Origin of the sequence: Methanohalophilus euhalobius, from assembly GCF_900215215.1 — an archaeon.
Taxonomy (GTDB): Archaea; Halobacteriota; Methanosarcinia; order Methanosarcinales; family Methanosarcinaceae; genus Methanohalophilus; species Methanohalophilus euhalobius.
In genome coordinates this window covers 222417-241357 of the sequence record NZ_OBDR01000002.1, presented here as the reverse complement: position 1 = coordinate 241357, position 18941 = coordinate 222417, and the positions used below count along the sequence as shown (strand labels likewise).

The following is an 18941-nucleotide window of genomic DNA, read 5'->3' as shown; positions in this document are numbered from 1 at the left end:
TTGTAAAAACATCTGTAATTCTTATATTATATAGCAAACAAGTCTTATTTTAATATTTCATAAAGCATCTATATTTTTGAGAATTGCTAATTTATTTGTGTACTGAATTTCATGGGAGAATTATATTTGAGATGGAATATACATAAAGGTTTAAATTAATATCATTATTTTTATAGAATTGAGACCTTAATCTGCGAATATCCAATGATAACTTATTTGACTGTTTGGAAAGAATACTTTATTGGGGAGTGGATATGAACGATCTTTACTGCACAGAAGAAATAAACCATGTACGCAGGTATGTGAATAACATTCCGATTTCGGGTAGATATCGGACCGAACTGGTACGATGGATAAATACCTATCTTGATGAAGAAAATGTCGAAAAACACCTTTCAAGTACAAAGGATACATTTGACATGTCGGTAAAACAGGCAGCGCAAAGAGATCTTGAACTAACTATCCTTTTTGCCAAAAAAGAAGACAGGACCAATTCAGGAATAATTTTTCTGGAAGGGGAATTGCTTTTTCTGTTTAACCTGCTCTATGAAAAGGTGAAGGCACAAAAACTTGCTGCCTGATAATTAAAAATGGCATTTGCAACCTGAAGAATCACGTTCATAATGTCCAAATTCAGATTTTTCAAGTTCACCGCCATTGAATACAGGCCCGTCCCTGCAGACACGCAGGCCATCGGGATCCATACTGCAGGTTCCACAAACTCCGATACCACATTTGAAATACCTGTGCAGGCTGAACTCTGACTTTACCTGAACATTGCGTGCTTTCAAAATTTCAAAGACCTTATACATCATAATCTCCGGGCCACACACATATATCCTGTCATAATCAGAGGTATTCGTATCTGCCAGCTGATCGGTCACAAAACCGCCCCTGCCTTCGGAACCGTCATCAGTGGTAATATCCACCCTGCCACAGGCAAAGCGTTCCCTGAACAAAAGTTCATCACAGCATCTGGAACCCAGAATTGTGCGGCCTTCAATTCCTCTTGCCTTTACAATATCTGCAAGGGGAGCAATCGGTGCGGCTCCTACTCCTCCTGCAATGAAAAGTACGTTTTCACCCTTTTTGGGAATGGTGAAACCTCTGCCAAAAGGACCCCTGAGCCCCATATGGTCACCTATTCCAAGTTCGAACATACGGGATGTGGCATCACCTACCTTCTGGACTGTAATGGAATTTTTACCGGAGAGGGTCATAGGGACCTCATCGGTTCCATGTACCCAGACCATTACGAATTGGCCGGGAATGGCTTCGTCGAATTGTGTGTCAAAGAAAAAAGTACGCACATTGGGTGACTCTTCGACGATTTCGGTGATTTTTGAATGAATGGGACGCATCAGATCATCTCGTGTGATAGGCCTGCTATATCTTCAGCTTTTGAATATCCATACTTTTGCAGGTATGTATCAATACCTTTGCTTATTTTTTCAAAAATTTGAGTGTCTTCATGTACGGCAGATCCGATCTCAACAGCACTTGCGCCAGCCAGCATCATTTCGATTGCGTCTTCCCAGCAGGTAATACCTCCCACTCCTATCACGGGCACATCAAGCACTTCATACAGGTCATAAACACATTTTACAGCCACCGGTTTTATTGCAGGACCGGATAGTCCTCCAAAACGGTTGCCGAGTATCGGATACCCGGAATGGATATCAATGGCCATGCCTCGCACTGTATTGATAGCAACGACTGCCGATGCACCTGCAGATTCTGCTGCCCTGCCAATAGAAGTAATATCCGTAACATTGGGTGTGAGTTTCACCCATACGGGTACATCCACAGCATCAACTACCGCGGCCGTGATTTCATGTACAAGATCAGGATCAGTTCCCACCGAGGCTCCATAACCTTCAGCATGGGGACAGCTGACATTAAGTTCAAAGCAATCAGGCTTTGAGGAAAGCAACCCTTTCGCAACTTCAGTAAATTCTGCAGCGTTCCCGCCGAATATGCTGGCAATTAACGGTGCATCCGTTTTGCTTTTCGCAATTCCGATTTCCTCACAGAAACCCGAGTAGGAAGGATTGGGCAGTCCCATCGCGTTAATGTATCCGCATTCCAGCTCCACCATTGAAGGGTTATTATGGCCTTTTTTGGGAACCGGGCCAATTGACTTGGTTACCACTGCACCGGCACCGTTGCGGCTCATTCTTGCAAGGGCTGCTCCTGTGGTTCCCATTATGCCTGAAGCCAGGATTGTAGGATTTTTGAGTTCTATGCCTGCTATCTTCATGAATGATCAATCATTTTTTGGGGACAACTGCGAGATGGCTTCTTTTACCAGCTCTTTTCCGCCCAGAGCAACAAGTTTTTGACCCAGCTCTTTAGCATGCTCTCGATAATTATCTACCGGGATCATTTCATCCAGGCGGATATCCCGCTTTCCGTCAAGGGATAAGATCTCGGCACGTATATGTATCGTGTTGCCGTTGTCCACAAATTCTGCAAATGAACCAACCGGTACAATACATCCGCCTTCCACATCCCTGATCACCAGTCTCTCGACCTCTGTAGCGATGCGGGATTCGGCATGATCGATCTGGGAGCAGAGTAATTCCGCTTCACTGCCTGCCAGGGTAACCACGGCAATGGTTCCCTGATTGGCTGAGGGACAGAAACCATCGGCGTCCAGCCTATGACATTCGATGTCCCAGCCCATGCGTTGTAAACCCGCTTCTGCCAGTATAATTGCGTCATACGTACCGGATTCAAGTTTTTTAACACGGGTATTTATATTACCTCGCAGGTCCTGGACGTTCAGATCCGGACGGTAGCGCAAAAACTGGGCCCGCCTGCGCATGGATGTTGTCCCTACAATCGCTTCCTCGGGCAATTCGTCAAGGGTTGAACCATCATTCGTGAGAAGTACGTCATGAGGAGAATCACGTTCGATAACTGCTGCGATGGAAAGTTCTGCGGGTCTTTCAGTGGGCAGGTCCTTCATCGAATGGACTGCAATATCGATCTCCCCGGAAAGCATCCGGTCATCCAGTTCCCTCACAAAGGCACCAACACCTTCCACTTCGTGGAGGGGGCGGTCAGTGAAGGTATCACCGCTTGTCTTTATAATCTTGCGGGTAGTGGGGAATCCCCGGTTATCCAGGAGGCCACCAACGGTCTTTGCCTGTGCAAGAGCCAGGTCACTTCCCCTTGTACCAATTATCAAATCAACACATCCTATTACAGGCAGGATTCATAAGTTTCAAAGGTCGCTTCCAGATCATCTTCGGTATGTGCCAGAGAGAGGAAGTTTGTCTCAAACTGGGAAGGGGGTATAAAAATTCCCTGGTTCAGCATTTTATGGAAGAAATTAAAATAGCCTTCCTTGTCACATTTGAGTACATCCTGATAATTTGTTGGCATATCTCCAAAGAAGATCTTGAACATGGAACCCACTCCTGAAACACTGTAATCCAGTCCTTTATCAGTGACCATCTCGGAAAGTCTGCTGCGTACATCTTGCCCCATCGTATTGAGTTTCTCATGAGCATTTTCCTTCTCAAGCACATCAAGCACTGCATGTCCTGCAGCAACAGATGCCGGATGACCGCTAAAAGTCCCTGCCTGGTATACCGAACCCGAAGGTGCAATCATTTCGATGATATCTTTTCTGCCCCCGAAAACCCCTATTGGCATTCCTCCGCCGATAATTTTGCCCAGCGTTGTCAGGTCAGGTGTCACACCATAATACTCCTGTGCACCGCCCATTGCAAGTCTGAAGCCGGTTATTACTTCATCGAATATGAGCAGAGTATCATATTCCCTTGTAAGTTTCCTTATCTCTTCCAGATAACCTTCCTGTGGCAATACCGGACCGACATTACCCATTACCGGTTCCATGATGACAGCTGCTATATCATCGCTTGATTCAAGCAGGTCTGTCATGGCTTCGATATCATTATAGGGTGCCTGAAGAGTATGTTTGGTGAAATCCTGTGGTACACCCAGAGAGTCGGGTTTACCTAATGTGGAAGCACCTGAGCCAGCTTTGACAAGTACTGAATCGTGAGCACCGTGGAAACCGCCTTCGATTTTAACAAATTTGTTCTTTCCTGTATAACCACGTGCTGCCCGCAGGGCACTCATTGTGGCCTCGGTACCTGTGGATACAAAACGAAGCATATCGATGCCTGGATATACGGCTGCAATCCTTTCGGCCAGTTTGAACTCGGACTCTGTGGGGGTTCCATAGAGCCACCCCTTTTCAAGTTGATCACTTATTGCTTGCTTGACCACGGGATTTGCATGACCCAGCATATTGGGCCCGTAACCGAGGCAGTAATCGATGTATTCATTACCGTCAACATCTGTAATACGGCATCCGGAAGCTTTTTCGGTGTAGAATGGATAGGGTTTGATTGCTCGTACCGGACTGCTAACACCACCAGGGAGATATTCCCTGGCCTTTTCAAACATTGCTTTTGATTTTTCCAGATTGACCATGTAATCACATCAGTAAATTTTATTCATTCAGTAATTGTGCCATTTCCTTGGCAAAGTAAGTAATTATCATGTCCGCTCCGGCCCTTTTTATTGACATCAGGGATTCGTACATGACCTTTTTCTCATCCAGCCAACCCTGCTGGGCGGCTGCCTTGAGCATGGAATATTCTCCGCTGACACTGTAAGCCGCAGTTGGCATACCAAACTCCTGTTTTATCCGGTAGATAATATCAAGGTACGGAAGAGCCGGTTTTACCATGACGATGTCGCCACCTTCCATGATATCCAGTTCTACTTCCCTCAGGGCCTCATCAGAATTCGCAGGGTCCATCTGGTATGTAGAGCGATCACCGAAACAATAGCATGAATCAGCAGCATCCCTGAAGGGGCCGTAAAATGCGGAACAGTATTTTGCAGCATAGGACATAATTGGCACATCACTGAAATTTTCCTGATCCAGGGATTGCCTGATTGCACCCACCATGCCGTCCATCATACCCGAGGGGGCTACCATATCTGCGCCCGCCCTGGCATGGCTTGCCGCAATCTTGCCCAAAATGGGTAGAGTCTCATCATTGATCACATCATGGGTTTCATTATCAATAATACCGCAATGGCCATGGGATGTGTATTCACACATGCAGACATCGGTAATCACAACCATGTCGTCACCAAGTTCTTCCTTGATAGCACGCGTGGCCTGCTGGACAATATCATTGTCCCCGTAAGCACTGCTTCCCTTTTCATCCTTCTGTGAAGGAATGCCGAAAAGCATTAAAGAACTGATACCCAGGTCCGCCACGTTCCTGGCCTCACTGACAACCTCGGAAAGAGGCAACCTCAGAACTCCTTCCATGGAAGGTACTTCAACTATGGATTCTGCGGTTTCGTCAACAAACATCGGATATATGAGGTCATCAACCCCCAGGGAAGTTTCACGTATAAGATTGCCTATCTTTCCGTTCCTGAGCCTGCGCATTCGAATATTTGGGTACATTGGTATCACAAGTCCTTATTTGCAATTTTCCTTTTCTTTTTTAGCATAGGGTTTGATGTTAAAAAGCTTGCAGGCCGAATCAAGAAAAGCCTCATCATTGTATTCAGCTGCATTACGCAATACCTTGGTAGGCTCTGCCAGGACCTTATTTGCTATGGCCCTTGTCAGGTCATCCAGGACTTTGCATTCCACATCCCCGATTGTGTGATAAGCTCCCAACCGGTTCACAGCCCTATCCATCTCATGTTTTCGCAGAGTATATATCTGGCTGTAAAGTTCGGACAAAAGAGCATCTGCCTTCTGTCTTTTGTACTGGTTTATGAGCATTTTGTATTCTTCATCAATTATAGTTTCAACTTTCTTTGCCTCTTCCATTCTCATCTGGAGGTTACGCTCATTAATTACCCTCAGGTTGTCGATGTTACGCAGGATAACTCCTGGAAGGCTTTCAATTTCGGGATCTATGTCCCGGGGGCTGGCGATATCTATCAGCAGAAGATTATCGTTCCTGTTCTTAAGGGATTTTTCCACTGTTGCTTTCTTCAGGACATAATGGGGAGCAGATGTAGCACTGATTATGACATCGGCCTGCTGTGTATAGCGATCAAGACTCATGAAATCCACGGCCTCACCCCCCAACTCATCTGCAAGTACTTTTGCCTTTTCATATGTGCGGTTTGCCAGATACACAACATTCATGTCCCTGTGTGATAATGCCCGGGTCACAAGAGTGCCCATCTCACCGGTTCCAATTACAAGTATATTGCGTCCCTGCAGGCCTTTTAACATTTCATCGGCAAGATCCACTGCAGCAGATGCAATAGATACAGAACCTCTGTTGATGTTGGTTTCCGTACGGGCTCTTTTACCTACCTGGATTGCCTTGCTAAACGCGGTCTCCAGTATTTTGCCCATGGTGCCTGCATTTTTGGAGATGGTATACAAATCCTTTATCTGTCCCAGGATTTGATCTTCTCCTATTATCATAGATTCAAGGCCACAGGAGAGTCTTAAAAGGTGGTATAAGGATTCTTCATGGTCATAGAATTCGACAATGCGGGAAGAAACACCCATTTTTTTTGCAAAATGGAAAAGTACGCTGCTCCCTCTGGGGGATACCACATACATTTCCAGTCGGTTGCATGTCTTAAGGACTGCGCATTCGTACACGAGCTCATGGGAACTTAGCTGGGAAAGTATATCCTCGATTTCACCCTGCCAGGCATCTTCCATTTCCTCCACTGTTGCCTTTGCATGGGAAATAACCATGCTAGATATTTCAGTCAATGTTATCCTCCGTTATTCAAGTGATTAATCCAGCTGCTCCTTTGAATCTTTGTCTGCGTGATTCCCAATGTGCTCCAACATTATATCATATGCTATATTATACGCTTTTTCATAGGACTCTTCAAAAGCATCCCATATCCTATCATCTTCAAGCACATCCCACAGAATTTGTTTCCTGAGGGGCTGGTTATCAATTCGTTCTTTTAGATTAGTGCGTAATTCATCCTGCAGATGTGCCATGTCTGCGTAATTCGGAGTGATAGTATGTTCGAGTTTTATGCGCGTATATCTGGAAAGAGCAGGGCTGTGGCCCAATGTGGAAATACCTACCGTTACAGGTCCGCGTTTTATCACCGAAGGGACTATCACATTCCCTTTAGAATCCACGGAATTCACGAATATATCCATATCAGATGCTATCAGGTGTATTTTCAGGTTTAATTCCCGGTTGCTGGTAGCAGGTATGACCAGAAACGCCCCTTCCAGATAACTGCGAATCATATCAGAGGGTATTTCATTTACATTTATTTGTACAATATCGATTTTATTGGATTCGTGCAGGGCAAGGATCTCTTCGGAAAAATCTTCACTGATAACGGTCACTTGAGCAAACTTGGAAAACAGTGATGCTTTGCGTTGTCCTACACTACCCCCTCCGAAAATCACTATCTTCTGGAAAGATAAATCTAGAAAAAGTGGCATATATTGGCGATCATACATTCTTGGACCCTCTCACATTACAGTTACAGCCTTACACCTGTTTTCTTGAACTCATGTTCACTGAACAAAAGACGATAATCATATATCCCGGTTGCATCTGCAATTTTTCCGGCAATTTCCTCACAGTCTTTTTTACTGTAGGAATGGACCATTGTAAAAAGATTGTATGGCCAATCAGGGTATCTGGGTCGCTCGTAACAATGAGTTACTTCGCTAAAACCGGACATCACTTTGCCTACGTCTTCCACCCGCTCGTCCGGTACATTCCAGATACACATGGCATTGGCAGTTATGCCGATGGTACGATGGCCTATTGATGCACCAAAACGACGTATGATTCCCTGATTTTGCATTTGCTTTAGTCGATCTACAATTTCCTGTTCACGTAATCCCGTCTCCTCTGCTATTTTTTTGAATGGGGAATGGGTAAATTCAATCCCGTGCTGTGTTACTTCCAGGATTCTGCGCGAAAGTGGATCGAGTTTATCGGACATCGAATTTCACCCCTATCTTGAAAAGACGTTTTGTGGGCAGGTCAAGTATAGGGCAACCTGTTTCCTCTACAATCTGTTTGATTATAGTGTCAAGGCGTTCACGATTTGCTGCAGAGATGGTAAACCATATATTATACTCCGCCGGGCGCAAATAGTTGTGAGAGACTTCCGGATGTTTATTAATGATTTCTCCAATCTCATGGGTTTGTGAATCCGGGGCTTTCAGGGCTATGAGGGTACTGGTTCCCCCGATCTTGCGGGTATTTATTATAGGGCCAACACGCCGTACAGCACCCTGATTATTAAGTCTCTCCAGTCTTTTTAGCAATTCCTCTTCAGGAATACCTATTCTTTCAGCCAGTACTGCATAGGGATTAACGGAAAGGGGAAATTCAAGCTGGATCTCATTCAATATCTTTTTGTCCATTTCATCAAGCCGGATCATGGGGAACTCACATTTATTCTTGAGAATAGAATAGGTTACGAGATGTAATCATGGATTATAATGTTTTCTTTCAAATTATCTGAATATTTGCAACAATAGTACTCTATATGGCACTCCAGTCCGAAATTATAGATTCATAGGTGAAAACATACTATATAATCAAAACAGCGACAGAAGGCAATAAATTACCGCATCGACTACCAAAAATAAAATGGGACTTTTCACCCACTTATAAACCTGTTTTATTTTTGGCGCGGATGATAGATACAATAAGGTTCTTCTTCCAGATAATCCCCGGTTGCCGCAAATGCCCGGGCACGGCACCCGCCGCACACATTCTTGTATTCACACTTGCCGCATTTTCCCTTAAGGAGACTGAAATCCCTGAGTTCGTTAAAGAGGGTTGAATTGTTCCAGATTTTCCCGAAAGATTGGTTCCTTATATTGCCGGCTATTGCAGGAAGGTAACCGCAGGGCTGCACATCCCCGGTACTTGAAACAAAACAAAAGGCAGTACCTCCCAGACACCCCCTGCTCACAGCATCAAAACCATGGGTGTTGATTGAAACTTCCATACCTTCTTTTTCCGCACACTGGCGCATTATCCGGAAATAATGGGGCGCACAGGTAGCTTTGAGTTCAAGGGAAGTATGCTTTTTCTGTTCATAGAACCAGCGCAGTATCCTTTCATACTCTGCCGGAGGTATCTCTTCATCTGCAAGGTTTTCTCCTCTGCCTGTAGGCACAAGCAGGAAAATATGGAGGGCTTCGGCGTTCAGGGAAATAGCCATTTTAAGGATACGTGGGATTTCCCCCAGATTTCTTTTGGTTATTGTAGTATTAATCTGAAAATCCATGTCTTCTGTCTTCAGGGCATCAATTCCTTCCATGGCTTTGTCAAAGGCGCCTTCAACTCCCCGAAATCCATCATGGGTTGCAGAGTCTGCCCCATCAAGACTTATGCTTACTCTCTTAATTCCCGCTTCTTTGAGTTTTCTTACAGTTTTCCTGTCAAGGAGGGTGCCGTTTGTGGCAAGTACCACCCTGAGGCCTTTGTTTGTGCCATAGTGGGCAAGTTCATATACATCAGGGCGAACAAGTGGTTCACCTCCACTGAGAATTAATATCGGGGACCCAAGGGAAGCGACCTGATCAATGAATGTTTTTGCCTCGAATGTGTCCAGTTCACCAGTAGCTTCTTTGTCGGTGGATGCACCTCTGCAATGCACACATGAAAGGTTGCATCTGGATGTCAACTCCCAGGCAATTAATCTTGGAGGAGTGGGTTCTTCTGACATAGTCATATCACAGTCATTTCAATTTATTTAAATAATGGTATACTGATTGTACCATTGATCAAATATATAGAATACAGGACCACATTACACATATAAGAGATAGGTAATCTAGTTAATTGCAAATTGAGTTGCGGTGTGAAATATGGACTCACTGAATACAGCATTTTTGATTGTTATCATAGCAATAGTTTCATATACAATATTCCTGATTCGAAAACGTTTACAGCTTCTTCGTGAATTTGAAAGGTTAAATCCTGAATGAAGGGAAAGTGATGGATAAAAAACAAAAACAAATTCTTGCAGTTATTACAATATTTGCCTTTGCTATCCTGGGCTTATGGGGCATAGATACCGGCCAGACTTATTACATGGTATCAGAAATTAAGGAAAATCTAGATGATTTTGAAGGGAATGACATCAACACAATGGGAGCCATCAAGCAAGGAACACTGGATGTAAAACCCGGTAATATAACTTTCATGCTCCAGGACATAGAGCAACCTGAAAAGTACATTGAAGTTGAATATACCGGTGACCTGCCGCCCAATCTTGAGGAAGGTAAAGAACTGAGTATTGAAGGAAAAATAGATCGGCAGGGAAATCTTAAAGCAGAAAAAATTGTCATGGGTTGCCCTTCCAAATACTCCGAATAACCTATGGTCATATTAAAGGGGCAAATCGATGGATATTGAAAAATGGGACGAATATCGGAGTATAAACAAAGCACTAATTGACTTTGTGGAAGAAATTGACCACGGTTCCAAAATGAAGAAAGTAGTTGCCCACATATGTCAATCCGGCGGGAAAAAGACCCGTCCTGTGGTTCTCCTCTTGTCATCCCGTATATGTGGCAGTGAAATTGGAAATGCCCTTGATGCTGCTCTGTCAATTGAACTTATCCACTCTGCATCCCTTATTCACGATGACCTGCTGGACAGGGGTATATTGAGAAGGGGAGCTAAGACCGCCCATGAAGTATATGGTATCCCTGCAGCAATGCTTGCGGGAGATTACCTGATATCCAAGTCCATTGAACTAATATCTGCATACGGTAAAGAAGTAGGCATAGAATTTGGCAGGGCAGGTATGGAAATGGCCGAAGGCGAGGCCATGGATGTAGATTTGCTGGAAAGAAATAGCAACAATCTAGCTGAGTATTTCAATTGTATTGAAAAGAAGACTGCTTCACTTTTTGCTGCCTCGGCAGCGATGGGGGCCTATGTTGCAGGAGCGGATGAGGATACAGTTTCTAAATTCAGGCTCTTTGGCAATAAACTCGGAACTGCCTATCAAATCGTTGATGATATGCTGGAATACACCAGTAAGGTAAATAACAAGGAATCAATACACATGTCCCCTTCGCTGGTAGATGTATACAGGCAGGATATGGCGGATTCAAAAGCAATAGCAAAAACCAGGGAAATTGTTGAACAACTAGTTTCTGAAGCACATGAAATAATAGATCTTTTCCCGCCTTCCCAATCCAGAAATAGATTACATGAGATAACCACTTATGCCACAAAAGGCCTTTTCTCTGAAGTTGGAACAAGGAAATGCTAAAAAGGTGAATTTATGAGAGTATATGAAAAACCCATGATTAAAGTTGATGCAAATGTGGAAGATGATAAAGTTGTACTCACCAGTGAGGGTCCCCTTTCCACCATTGCAAAACCTATTCTGAAACGTATTAACCGTATTTTTCAGGAAGAAAAACCCATTACATTTAATGATGAAGAGATCATATTTTCGACATGGGCCCCCCCGATTCCCAGCAATGCATTCAACAGGATGATCAGTTCCCAGATTGCCGCCATCATGAAAAAACGTGTGCCTGACCAATTCTCAATAGCTATTACCGATAGGTGCCCAAATAATTGTATTCACTGCGGAGCTGCGGGTTTCCTTACTGAGGAAGAACTAACTACCGAACAGATCAACAGTGCTATCGATCAATCCCTTGATCTTGGTGCTTACCTTATTTCTTTCGATGGCGGGGAAACAATGCTTCGAAAGGATCTTCCCGAAATGGTGAGGGCAGTGGATAAAGACCGGTGCATTGCAACCTGTTTTACTTCTGGCTTTGGCCTTACACCTGACAGAGCTGTGCGGTTGAAGGATGCGGGCATGTATGCCATGAGAATAAGCATCGACAGTCCTTTTGAAAAGGAACATGACCGTATTCGTGGCAGGGATGGGGCATACAGGGATGCTATTGATGGTATTAAGAACACCCTGGGAGCTGACATGCTGGCAGATATGTTTGTGGTGATCTCACCCGATAATATCGATGACCTTGAAGATTTCTATGGTCTTGCTGCAGATATGGGCATGCAGGAGATGTCCATCTATGAGATCGTTGCTGTGGGTCGCTGGCTTGAACATGAGGATGAAGTCATCACTCAAAAGGATGTGAAGACCATGGAACGTTTCCAAAAACGGATGAACAGTGGGCCAGACGGGCCACGTGTTACTTCATTCCCGTATTTCATGGGTCCGGATATGTTTGGTTGCTTTGCCGGAAGGCGATGGATGCATGCTACACCTTCAGGTGAGGTCATGCCCTGTGCTTATACACCGCTGTCCTTTGGGAATATAAAGGAAGAAAAGCTTTCTTCAATATGGGATAATATGGGCAAACACCAGGCATATCGTTCCAATTCCGATTATTGCATGATGCGGAATCCTGAATTCAGACAAAAATATATCCATACGATACCCAAAGATGAAATATTGCCATATAGAGTAAGAAATGAATAATTCTGTATTATATTTCTAAAAAGTAGTCATGTTTTTTCATGAATAATTATTATAATCGGTAGGTTACGAACCGGTAAGAACCGAATGGCTTATATGCAAAGTTGCTTATGGGTATCTGCTGTTAACTTGAACTCCCTATACGAATGATTAAACATTACAATTATTCAATAGCAATCACCTGAAACCGAATAACTTATATGCGAGGTTGCTATAAGGGGCATAAAATCACGCTGCTTAACATATCACAGACGCGATGAGGATTCACATGGCCAAGGACAAAATCTTATCCGAGATAAAAGAAGCAGAACAAAGTGCTGCCAAAAAGGTGGAAGCAGGCCTGAAGGAGAAGGAGGACAAAATCGCCAGTGCCCGTGCAGAAGCCAGAGAAATAATTAAAGAGGCAGAATTAGATGCAGAAAAATCTGCAAATAATGCACTTAAATCTGCACAGGAAGACCTCCAGAAAGAGCACGAAGAAATCGTCAGCAAAGGCAAAAAGGATGCAGAAGAGCTGATAAGCAACGCAGAATCCAATGTTGATAAAGCTGTTGCAATGCTAGTGGAGGAATTCGAGAGGGCGATCTATGCTTAAGCCAAAAAGTATGACCCGTGCTGTTATCGTCGGACACAAAGAAGTCATGGATGAAACAGTAGACACGCTACACGATATCAATATCTTCCATATTGAAGAATATAACGAAGAAGATTCTACTTTCAAGATAGGGAAACCCTTTGAGAATGCAGGGGAAGTTTCCAAAAAACTTGTTCAACTGAGGTCAATTTCCAGTTTTCTTGGTATCAAGCCAAAAGAAGTTCCAAAACAGGACACAAATGTTTTGTGGGCAGAGCTTGATGAAAAACTGGCTCGCCTGGAAAGTGAACTTGATGAAAAGACCGAAAAAAAGAACAGTTATGAAACAAGGTTAAAAGAACTGGATTCTCTCCAAAAAGAACTCGAACCATTTGTTTCAATCCCCATAGATCTTAAAAATTACAGAGGTTATGAGAGCCTATCTGTGTTTGCAGGTACTGTAAAGGGAGACATCAGTTCTGAAATATCTGGAATTACAAATGATTATGAACTCGAATTTGATCCAAATACACACACTATTGCTCTTTTTGTCAGGAAAGACAAAGAAGAAATCGTGGCTGAGATGTTGGCTGATTACGAGTTTCGTGAGATACGTGTTCCAAATATGGAAGGGACTCCTTCGGAGATAATTGCTGATATAGAAAGTGAAAGAAACACTATCAATGAGAAAATCACTTCACTTGAAAAGAGTATTTCTGACATAAAGGAACGTTATTCTGATTTCATACTTGCAAGTGATGAAATTCTATCCATTGAATCCCAGAAATCCGAAGCACCTCTGAAGATTGCCACATCAGAGCATACTTTTGTAATTGACGGATGGGTTCCATCAGATGAGTACAACAGAATGACCCGGACACTTGAATCTTCTACTAATGGAAGAGTATTTGTTTCCAAGCAGGAGGTTACAGAAGAGGAAGAGGAGGAAGTGCCGGTAGAGTACAATAACGCAGGGATCATAAAACCTTTCGAAACAATAATGAACCTTTACGCAAGGCCCAAATACAAAGAAATTGATCCAACTGCATTAATATTTATCAGTTTCCCACTGTTTTATGGAATGATACTTGGAGATATTGGTTATGCTTTAATTCTTCTGGGGTTGGCATTTGGAGTTAAAAAACTGTTTAATTCCGATGCAATAAAACCCCTGATGAATATATTGATATACTGTCAGGTATCGACCTTGATCTTTGGTATCCTTTATGGAGAATTTCTGGGATTCCCTCTTGCAAGCCTGCATGGGGCACATGGAATTGAACCCGGTCTCATAGCCGGATTTGAAACTATAAACCTGTTCCAGTCTCCTATCGGTGGGGAAATGATCACATACCCTATACACAGAACACATCTGGTAATGACCCTTATCGTGCTTACTGCTCTCATTGGTGTTGCTCACATAAACCTGGGGTATATCCTTGGTTTTATCAATGAGAAAAAGAAACACGGCTTCAATGCAGCGATGCTTGAAAAGGGCAGCTGGATAGTAGTTGAGATTGGCATTGTGCTTGCAGTTCTCGGATATGTAGGATACCTACCAATTGCTGTAGGCGCCGCAATATTCGTGATAGGTTTCATAATGCTGACTAAAGGAGAAGGTATTAAAGGTCCCATTGAGTTACCCGGTTTGTTGAGTAACTCCCTGTCATACACACGTTTGATAGCCGTGGGCCTTTCATCAATTTATATTGCATCCACTGTGAACCTCATCGCTTTTGAAATGATCTGGCCACAGGGAGGTATAGCAGCGGTATTTGCAATATTGGTATTCATATTCGGACATGCGCTCAATACAGCCTTAAGCATAATCGCCCCCGGTCTACATGCTTTGAGGCTTCAGTATGTCGAATTCTTTACTAAATTCTATGAAGGCGGGGGCAAAAAGTACAGTCCATTTGGATATATAAGAAAATACACGGAGGAATAATAATATGGTAGGAGAAGAAGCAATAATGGATCCGGCAGGACTTAAAGCAATTGGTGCAGGACTCGCAGTTGGCCTTACAGGACTGGCATCCGGTATTGCTGAAAAAGATATTGGTGCCGCCGCTATCGGCGCCATGGCCGAAAATGAAGGACTTTTTGGTAAGGGCCTTATCCTTACTGTAATTCCTGAAACCATTGTCATTTTCGGACTTGTCGTTGCACTGCTGATAAGCTAAGCGAAGTTTGAGAGCATTCAAAAATGCTCTTAAATTCTTTTTAAGGTGTGAGAGCATGGGACTCGAAACAGTAATCAAAGACGTCATGGATGTTGCGCAGGCGAAGGTCTCTGATATCAATGCAGAGGCAGATGCCGAAGCGTCCCGTATTCTAGAGGATGCAAAGCAATCCGCCAAAGAAATCAAAGGGAGACGTCTTGCCAAAGCGGAAGATGAAATTCAGCGTATGAAACGGCAAGAATTGTCCAGTGCAAATCTCGAAGTCAAAAGGACAATGCTCAATGCACGTAAAGAAGTGCTTGAAAAGGCCTATAACCAGGCATTCAATGAGATTGCAGGGTTATCTGCGGATAAACAGGAAACACTTCTCAAGAATATCATAGAAAATCATGAATCTAAAGGCAGCCGTATCTATTCCAATAAGGAATCAGAAGATTTGGTGAAAAAACTGTCTTCCTTAGAGTATGCCGGCAACATCGATTGTGTTGGAGGTGTTGTTATAGAGAATGAGGATGGTAGTATCAGGCTTGATTATACCTATGATGGAATTCTTGACAGCGTGTATGAGCAGAACCTGAAACAGATTTCAGATATCTTATTCGGGTGATATCAAAATGAGGCTTTTCCAGAGACTCCGGAATAAGAGCTCCTCTGCAACAAGTAGCGGGGGCTCAAATTATGCTTATGTCACTGCGCGCGTACGTGCAATGAAGAGCAATCTGCTTCCAAAAGAGACATATTCACGGCTTATGAACATGGATCTTGATGAAATTACCCGTTTTATCGGAGAAACCCAGTATAAGCAGGATGTAGATGAACTTGCGCGGAAATTTAAAGGAGTAGATCTCATCGAGCATGCATTGAACAGGAATCTTGCAGTCACATTCTCTAAATTGATTGATATTTCCGAGGGTGAACTCAACTATCTCATCACGGAATATCTGAAAAATTATGACATCTGGGATATCAAAACGATTCTCAGAGGCAAGTATTACAATGCAACTCTTGAAGAGATCAAGGATAACCTTGTTTCTGCAGGCCAATTAAAGTATAATTTCCTGTCTGAACTTGCTGAAAAGGAATCTTATGAGCATGTTATAGATACACTCAGCAACACTGATTATTATCCAATTCTTAAGAATTATGACGGGACTAACCTTCCTGAAATTGAAAATCAGCTTGATAAGTTATATTATCAGAGGCTGTTCAATGCAATTGGCACACCCAAGTCCAGTGATCGTAAATTATTCTCCAAACTTATTCGTACTGAGATTGACATAAAGAATATTAAAACAATGTTCAGGATGAAGAAAGAAGGTGTTGAAGATGGTGAACTTGAAGATCTGGTTCTAGATGGTGGTCTCCGGCTTAGTCTGAAGGAAATAAACTCATTGGTTCCTCTGCCTTTTGCAGATTTTATAAATTCACTTGAAAAATATCCATACTGGGATGCGATCTCAGATTTTGCATCTCCTGATATGGAATCTCTTGTCGATCTGGAAACAAGCCTCACCAAGTACAGTATAAAGTCCGCTGCCAGTTTTTCACATGAATATCCCCTTTCAATCGTTCCGATCATGGATTATATGATCAATAAAAAGAACGAAGTAAACAATCTGAGAATAATCATCAGAGGAAAGGCAGTTAACCTCGATGACGAGATAATCAGAAATCAATTGGTGATTTGATGGATCTGGCAGCTGTAGGTGATGGTCAATTTGTAACCGGTTTCAGATTAGCCGGTGTGCATAAAGTGTATGAAATCAATGATGATAACAGCCTGGAGGAAAAGGTAAAGGAAATTTTCAATGATTCCTCCGTAGGCATCCTTGTAATGCACAGTAATGATTTTGATAAACTACCGGAAACCTTGAGAGACACTTTAAGTGAATCCGTCGAACCAACATTGGTAACCCTTGGCGGAACCGGCCAAAGTTCCAACTTACGGGATAAAATAAAACAAGCGGTAGGTGTAGATTTGTGGAAATGAATGGTGAAATTTATCGAGTGGCAGGACCTGTTGTCACAGTCACCGGTATCAAGCCGAAGATGTATGATGTGGTAAAAGTAGGTCATGAAGGACTGATGGGTGAAGTAATCCGTATAGAGGGTGAAAAGGCTACAGTTCAGGTATATGAAGACACATCCGGCATAAAACCGGGAGAGCCTGTAGCAAATACGGGAATGCCTCTTTCAGTAGAACTGGGTCCAGGTCTTCTGGAAAGTATTTATGATGGTATACAGAGACCTCTGGAAGTTCTCCAGCAAAAGATGGGAGACTTCATTGAAAGAGGAGTAACAGCAAACGGTCTTACCAGGGAGAAGAAGTGGGAATTCACCCCTACAGTATCCAAAGGAGACAGTGTCAAAGGCGGAGATATTATCGGTGTCGTACAGGAAACACCCAATCTCGAACACAAGATAATGGTCCCTCCAAGAAAGTCAGGAACTGTAGAAGATATCAAAAGTGGTAAATTCGTAGTCGATGAAACTGTTTGTGTACTCTCTGACGGCTCTGAACTATCCCTTATGCAGAAATGGCCTGTAAGAGATCCCAGGCCGGTAGACAAGAAACTCTCGCCAACAAAACCTCTTGTAACAGGACAGAGAATCCTTGATGGGATGTTCCCTGTGGCAAAAGGTGGTACAGCAGCTATCCCAGGTCCTTTTGGATCAGGAAAAACTGTTACACAGCAGCAACTTGCAAAGTGGAGTGACACTGATATTGTGGTTTATATCGGATGTGGAGAACGTGGAAACGAAATGGCCGATGTACTGAATGAATTCCCGGAACTGGAAGACCCAAAGACCGGAAGGCCACTCATGGAACGTACAGTTCTTATCGCAAACACATCCAATATGCCTGTAGCTGCTCGTGAAGCATCTGTTTATACAGGTATTACCATTGCTGAGTATTACCGTGACATGGGTTATGATGTATCTCTCATGGCAGATTCAACTTCCAGATGGGCAGAAGCAATGAGGGAAATTTCTTCCAGGCTTGAAGAAATGCCCGGTGAAGAAGGATATCCAGCATATCTGTCCGCCAGGCTTTCTGAATTCTATGAACGTGCAGGAGCAGTCCATTCCCTGGCAGGTCTTGATGGTTCCATTACTGTCATCGGTGCAGTCTCACCTCCCGGTGGTGACTTCTCCGAGCCGGTTACACAGAATACCCTGCGTATCGTAAAGGTATTCTGGGCACTGGATGCAAAACTGTCCCAGAAGAGACACTTCCCTGCAATTGACTGGCTTACCAGTTACAGTCTTTACAATGACAGGCTTGCAGGTTGGTTTACAGAAAATGTCGGCAGCGACTGGAATGAACTAAGGGATAATGCAATGGATATTCTTCAGGAAGAAGCAGAACTTCAGGAAATCGTGCAACTCGTAGGTTCAGATGCACTCCCTGAGGACCAGCAGCTTACCCTTGAAATTGCCAGGATGCTTCGTGAATACTTCCTGCAGCAGAACGCTTTCCATCCCGTGGACACATTCTGTCCCTTTGACAGGCAGTATAAACTTCTGAAATCTGTATCGCAGTTTGGTGAAAAGGCAACCGATAAAATGGAAAATGGTGTCCCCATCAACAAGATCATGGAAATGGAGTCCAAGGATGAACTTGCCAAGGTCAAATATGAAGAAGACTTTGATGCAGCCCTTGAAACAATCATGGCAAAGATGGATGAAGAGTTCACACAGCTTGGAGGCAACTGAAA

Annotated in this window: 22 protein-coding genes; 12 read left to right on the top strand and 10 right to left on the bottom strand. The window is 43.4% G+C overall.

Going from position 1 to position 18941, the window contains the following annotated elements; genetic code table 11:
• Nucleotides 1-254 precede the first annotated feature (254 nt).
• Nucleotides 255-581, top strand: coding sequence for a hypothetical protein (locus tag CP947_RS03520; RefSeq protein ID WP_096711848.1), 327 nt, complete (start codon nt 255-257; stop codon nt 579-581).
• A gap of 3 nt (nt 582-584) precedes the next feature.
• Here CP947_RS03520 and CP947_RS03515 read toward each other — a convergent pair whose 3' ends face one another.
• The 10 genes from CP947_RS03515 to ahbD all read right to left on the bottom strand — a co-directional run bounded on the left by CP947_RS03515 (nt 585) and on the right by ahbD (nt 9717).
• Complete coding sequence (locus CP947_RS03515) at nt 585-1361, bottom strand: dihydroorotate dehydrogenase electron transfer subunit (protein WP_096711847.1); 777 nt, start codon at nt 1359-1361, stop codon at nt 585-587.
• Nucleotides 1361-2260 (bottom strand): dihydroorotate dehydrogenase, encoded by a 900-nt coding sequence (locus CP947_RS03510; protein WP_096711846.1) that lies wholly within the window; start codon nt 2258-2260, stop codon nt 1361-1363. The genes CP947_RS03515 and CP947_RS03510 overlap by 1 nt, the downstream gene beginning before the upstream one ends.
• Nucleotides 2261-2266: 6 nt before the next feature.
• The gene (gene hemC, locus CP947_RS03505; RefSeq protein ID WP_096711845.1) at nt 2267-3193 is read right to left on the bottom strand and encodes a hydroxymethylbilane synthase; all 927 of its coding nucleotides are present in this window, start codon (nt 3191-3193) and stop codon (nt 2267-2269) included.
• Nucleotides 3194-3207: 14 nt separating this feature from the next.
• Nucleotides 3208-4470, bottom strand: coding sequence for a glutamate-1-semialdehyde 2,1-aminomutase (gene hemL, locus CP947_RS03500; RefSeq protein WP_096711844.1), 1263 nt, complete (start codon nt 4468-4470; stop codon nt 3208-3210).
• A gap of 19 nt (nt 4471-4489) precedes the next feature.
• A complete protein-coding gene (hemB, locus tag CP947_RS03495) occupies nt 4490-5467 on the bottom strand; it encodes a porphobilinogen synthase (RefSeq protein WP_096711843.1) in 978 nt (325 codons plus the stop codon).
• A 15-nt stretch (nt 5468-5482) separates the two neighbouring features.
• Nucleotides 5483-6754 carry a glutamyl-tRNA reductase gene (hemA, locus tag CP947_RS03490; protein WP_096711842.1) on the bottom strand — a complete coding sequence of 424 codons (1272 nt, stop codon included), beginning with the start codon at nt 6752-6754 and terminating at the stop codon, nt 5483-5485.
• A 24-nt stretch (nt 6755-6778) separates the two neighbouring features.
• The gene (locus tag CP947_RS03485; protein ID WP_096711841.1) at nt 6779-7474 is read right to left on the bottom strand and encodes a precorrin-2 dehydrogenase/sirohydrochlorin ferrochelatase family protein; all 696 of its coding nucleotides are present in this window, start codon (nt 7472-7474) and stop codon (nt 6779-6781) included.
• 23 nt (nt 7475-7497) lie between these two features.
• Entirely contained in the window at nt 7498-7968 is a 471-nt protein-coding gene (gene ahbB / locus CP947_RS03480) for a siroheme decarboxylase subunit beta (RefSeq protein ID WP_096711840.1), read from the bottom strand.
• Nucleotides 7958-8413 (bottom strand): siroheme decarboxylase subunit alpha, encoded by a 456-nt coding sequence (ahbA, locus tag CP947_RS03475; RefSeq protein WP_096711839.1) that lies wholly within the window; start codon nt 8411-8413, stop codon nt 7958-7960. Before ahbA ends, ahbB begins: the two co-directional genes overlap by 11 nt.
• Before the next feature lie 242 nt (nt 8414-8655).
• The gene (gene ahbD / locus CP947_RS03470) at nt 8656-9717 is read right to left on the bottom strand and encodes a heme b synthase (protein WP_096711838.1); all 1062 of its coding nucleotides are present in this window, start codon (nt 9715-9717) and stop codon (nt 8656-8658) included.
• Between the two features lie 136 nt (nt 9718-9853).
• Between ahbD and CP947_RS11010 the strand changes: the two genes are divergently transcribed.
• The 11 genes from CP947_RS11010 to CP947_RS03415 all read left to right on the top strand — a co-directional run bounded on the left by CP947_RS11010 (nt 9854) and on the right by CP947_RS03415 (nt 18939).
• Nucleotides 9854-9973 carry a CcmD family protein gene (locus CP947_RS11010; RefSeq protein ID WP_096711837.1) on the top strand — a complete coding sequence of 40 codons (120 nt, stop codon included), beginning with the start codon at nt 9854-9856 and terminating at the stop codon, nt 9971-9973.
• Between the two features lie 10 nt (nt 9974-9983).
• Complete coding sequence (locus CP947_RS03460) at nt 9984-10364, top strand: cytochrome c maturation protein CcmE domain-containing protein (protein WP_096711836.1); 381 nt, start codon at nt 9984-9986, stop codon at nt 10362-10364.
• Between the two features lie 28 nt (nt 10365-10392).
• Nucleotides 10393-11271: a polyprenyl synthetase family protein gene (locus CP947_RS03455; protein ID WP_096711835.1), complete on the top strand. Its 879-nt coding sequence runs from the start codon at nt 10393-10395 to the stop codon at nt 11269-11271.
• 12 nt (nt 11272-11283) lie between these two features.
• On the top strand, nt 11284-12468 hold the full coding sequence (locus CP947_RS03450) for a radical SAM protein (protein WP_096711834.1): 1185 nt from the start codon (nt 11284-11286) through the stop codon (nt 12466-12468).
• A gap of 265 nt (nt 12469-12733) precedes the next feature.
• Nucleotides 12734-13060, top strand: coding sequence for an ATP synthase archaeal subunit H (gene ahaH / locus CP947_RS03445; RefSeq protein ID WP_096711833.1), 327 nt, complete (start codon nt 12734-12736; stop codon nt 13058-13060).
• Nucleotides 13053-14987: a V-type ATP synthase subunit I gene (locus CP947_RS03440; RefSeq protein ID WP_096711832.1), complete on the top strand. Its 1935-nt coding sequence runs from the start codon at nt 13053-13055 to the stop codon at nt 14985-14987. Before ahaH ends, CP947_RS03440 begins: the two co-directional genes overlap by 8 nt.
• Before the next feature lie 4 nt (nt 14988-14991).
• The gene (locus CP947_RS03435) at nt 14992-15222 is read left to right on the top strand and encodes a V-type ATP synthase subunit K (protein ID WP_172425447.1); all 231 of its coding nucleotides are present in this window, start codon (nt 14992-14994) and stop codon (nt 15220-15222) included.
• A 55-nt stretch (nt 15223-15277) separates the two neighbouring features.
• Nucleotides 15278-15829 (top strand): V-type ATP synthase subunit E, encoded by a 552-nt coding sequence (locus CP947_RS03430; RefSeq protein WP_096711831.1) that lies wholly within the window; start codon nt 15278-15280, stop codon nt 15827-15829.
• Between the two features lie 7 nt (nt 15830-15836).
• On the top strand, nt 15837-16910 hold the full coding sequence (locus CP947_RS03425) for a V-type ATP synthase subunit C (protein WP_096711830.1): 1074 nt from the start codon (nt 15837-15839) through the stop codon (nt 16908-16910).
• The gene (locus CP947_RS03420) at nt 16910-17212 is read left to right on the top strand and encodes a V-type ATP synthase subunit F (protein WP_096711829.1); all 303 of its coding nucleotides are present in this window, start codon (nt 16910-16912) and stop codon (nt 17210-17212) included. Before CP947_RS03425 ends, CP947_RS03420 begins: the two co-directional genes overlap by 1 nt.
• Nucleotides 17203-18939: an ATP synthase subunit A gene (locus tag CP947_RS03415; protein WP_096711828.1), complete on the top strand. Its 1737-nt coding sequence runs from the start codon at nt 17203-17205 to the stop codon at nt 18937-18939. The genes CP947_RS03420 and CP947_RS03415 overlap by 10 nt, the downstream gene beginning before the upstream one ends.
• The last annotated feature ends 2 nt before the right edge of the window (nt 18940-18941 follow it).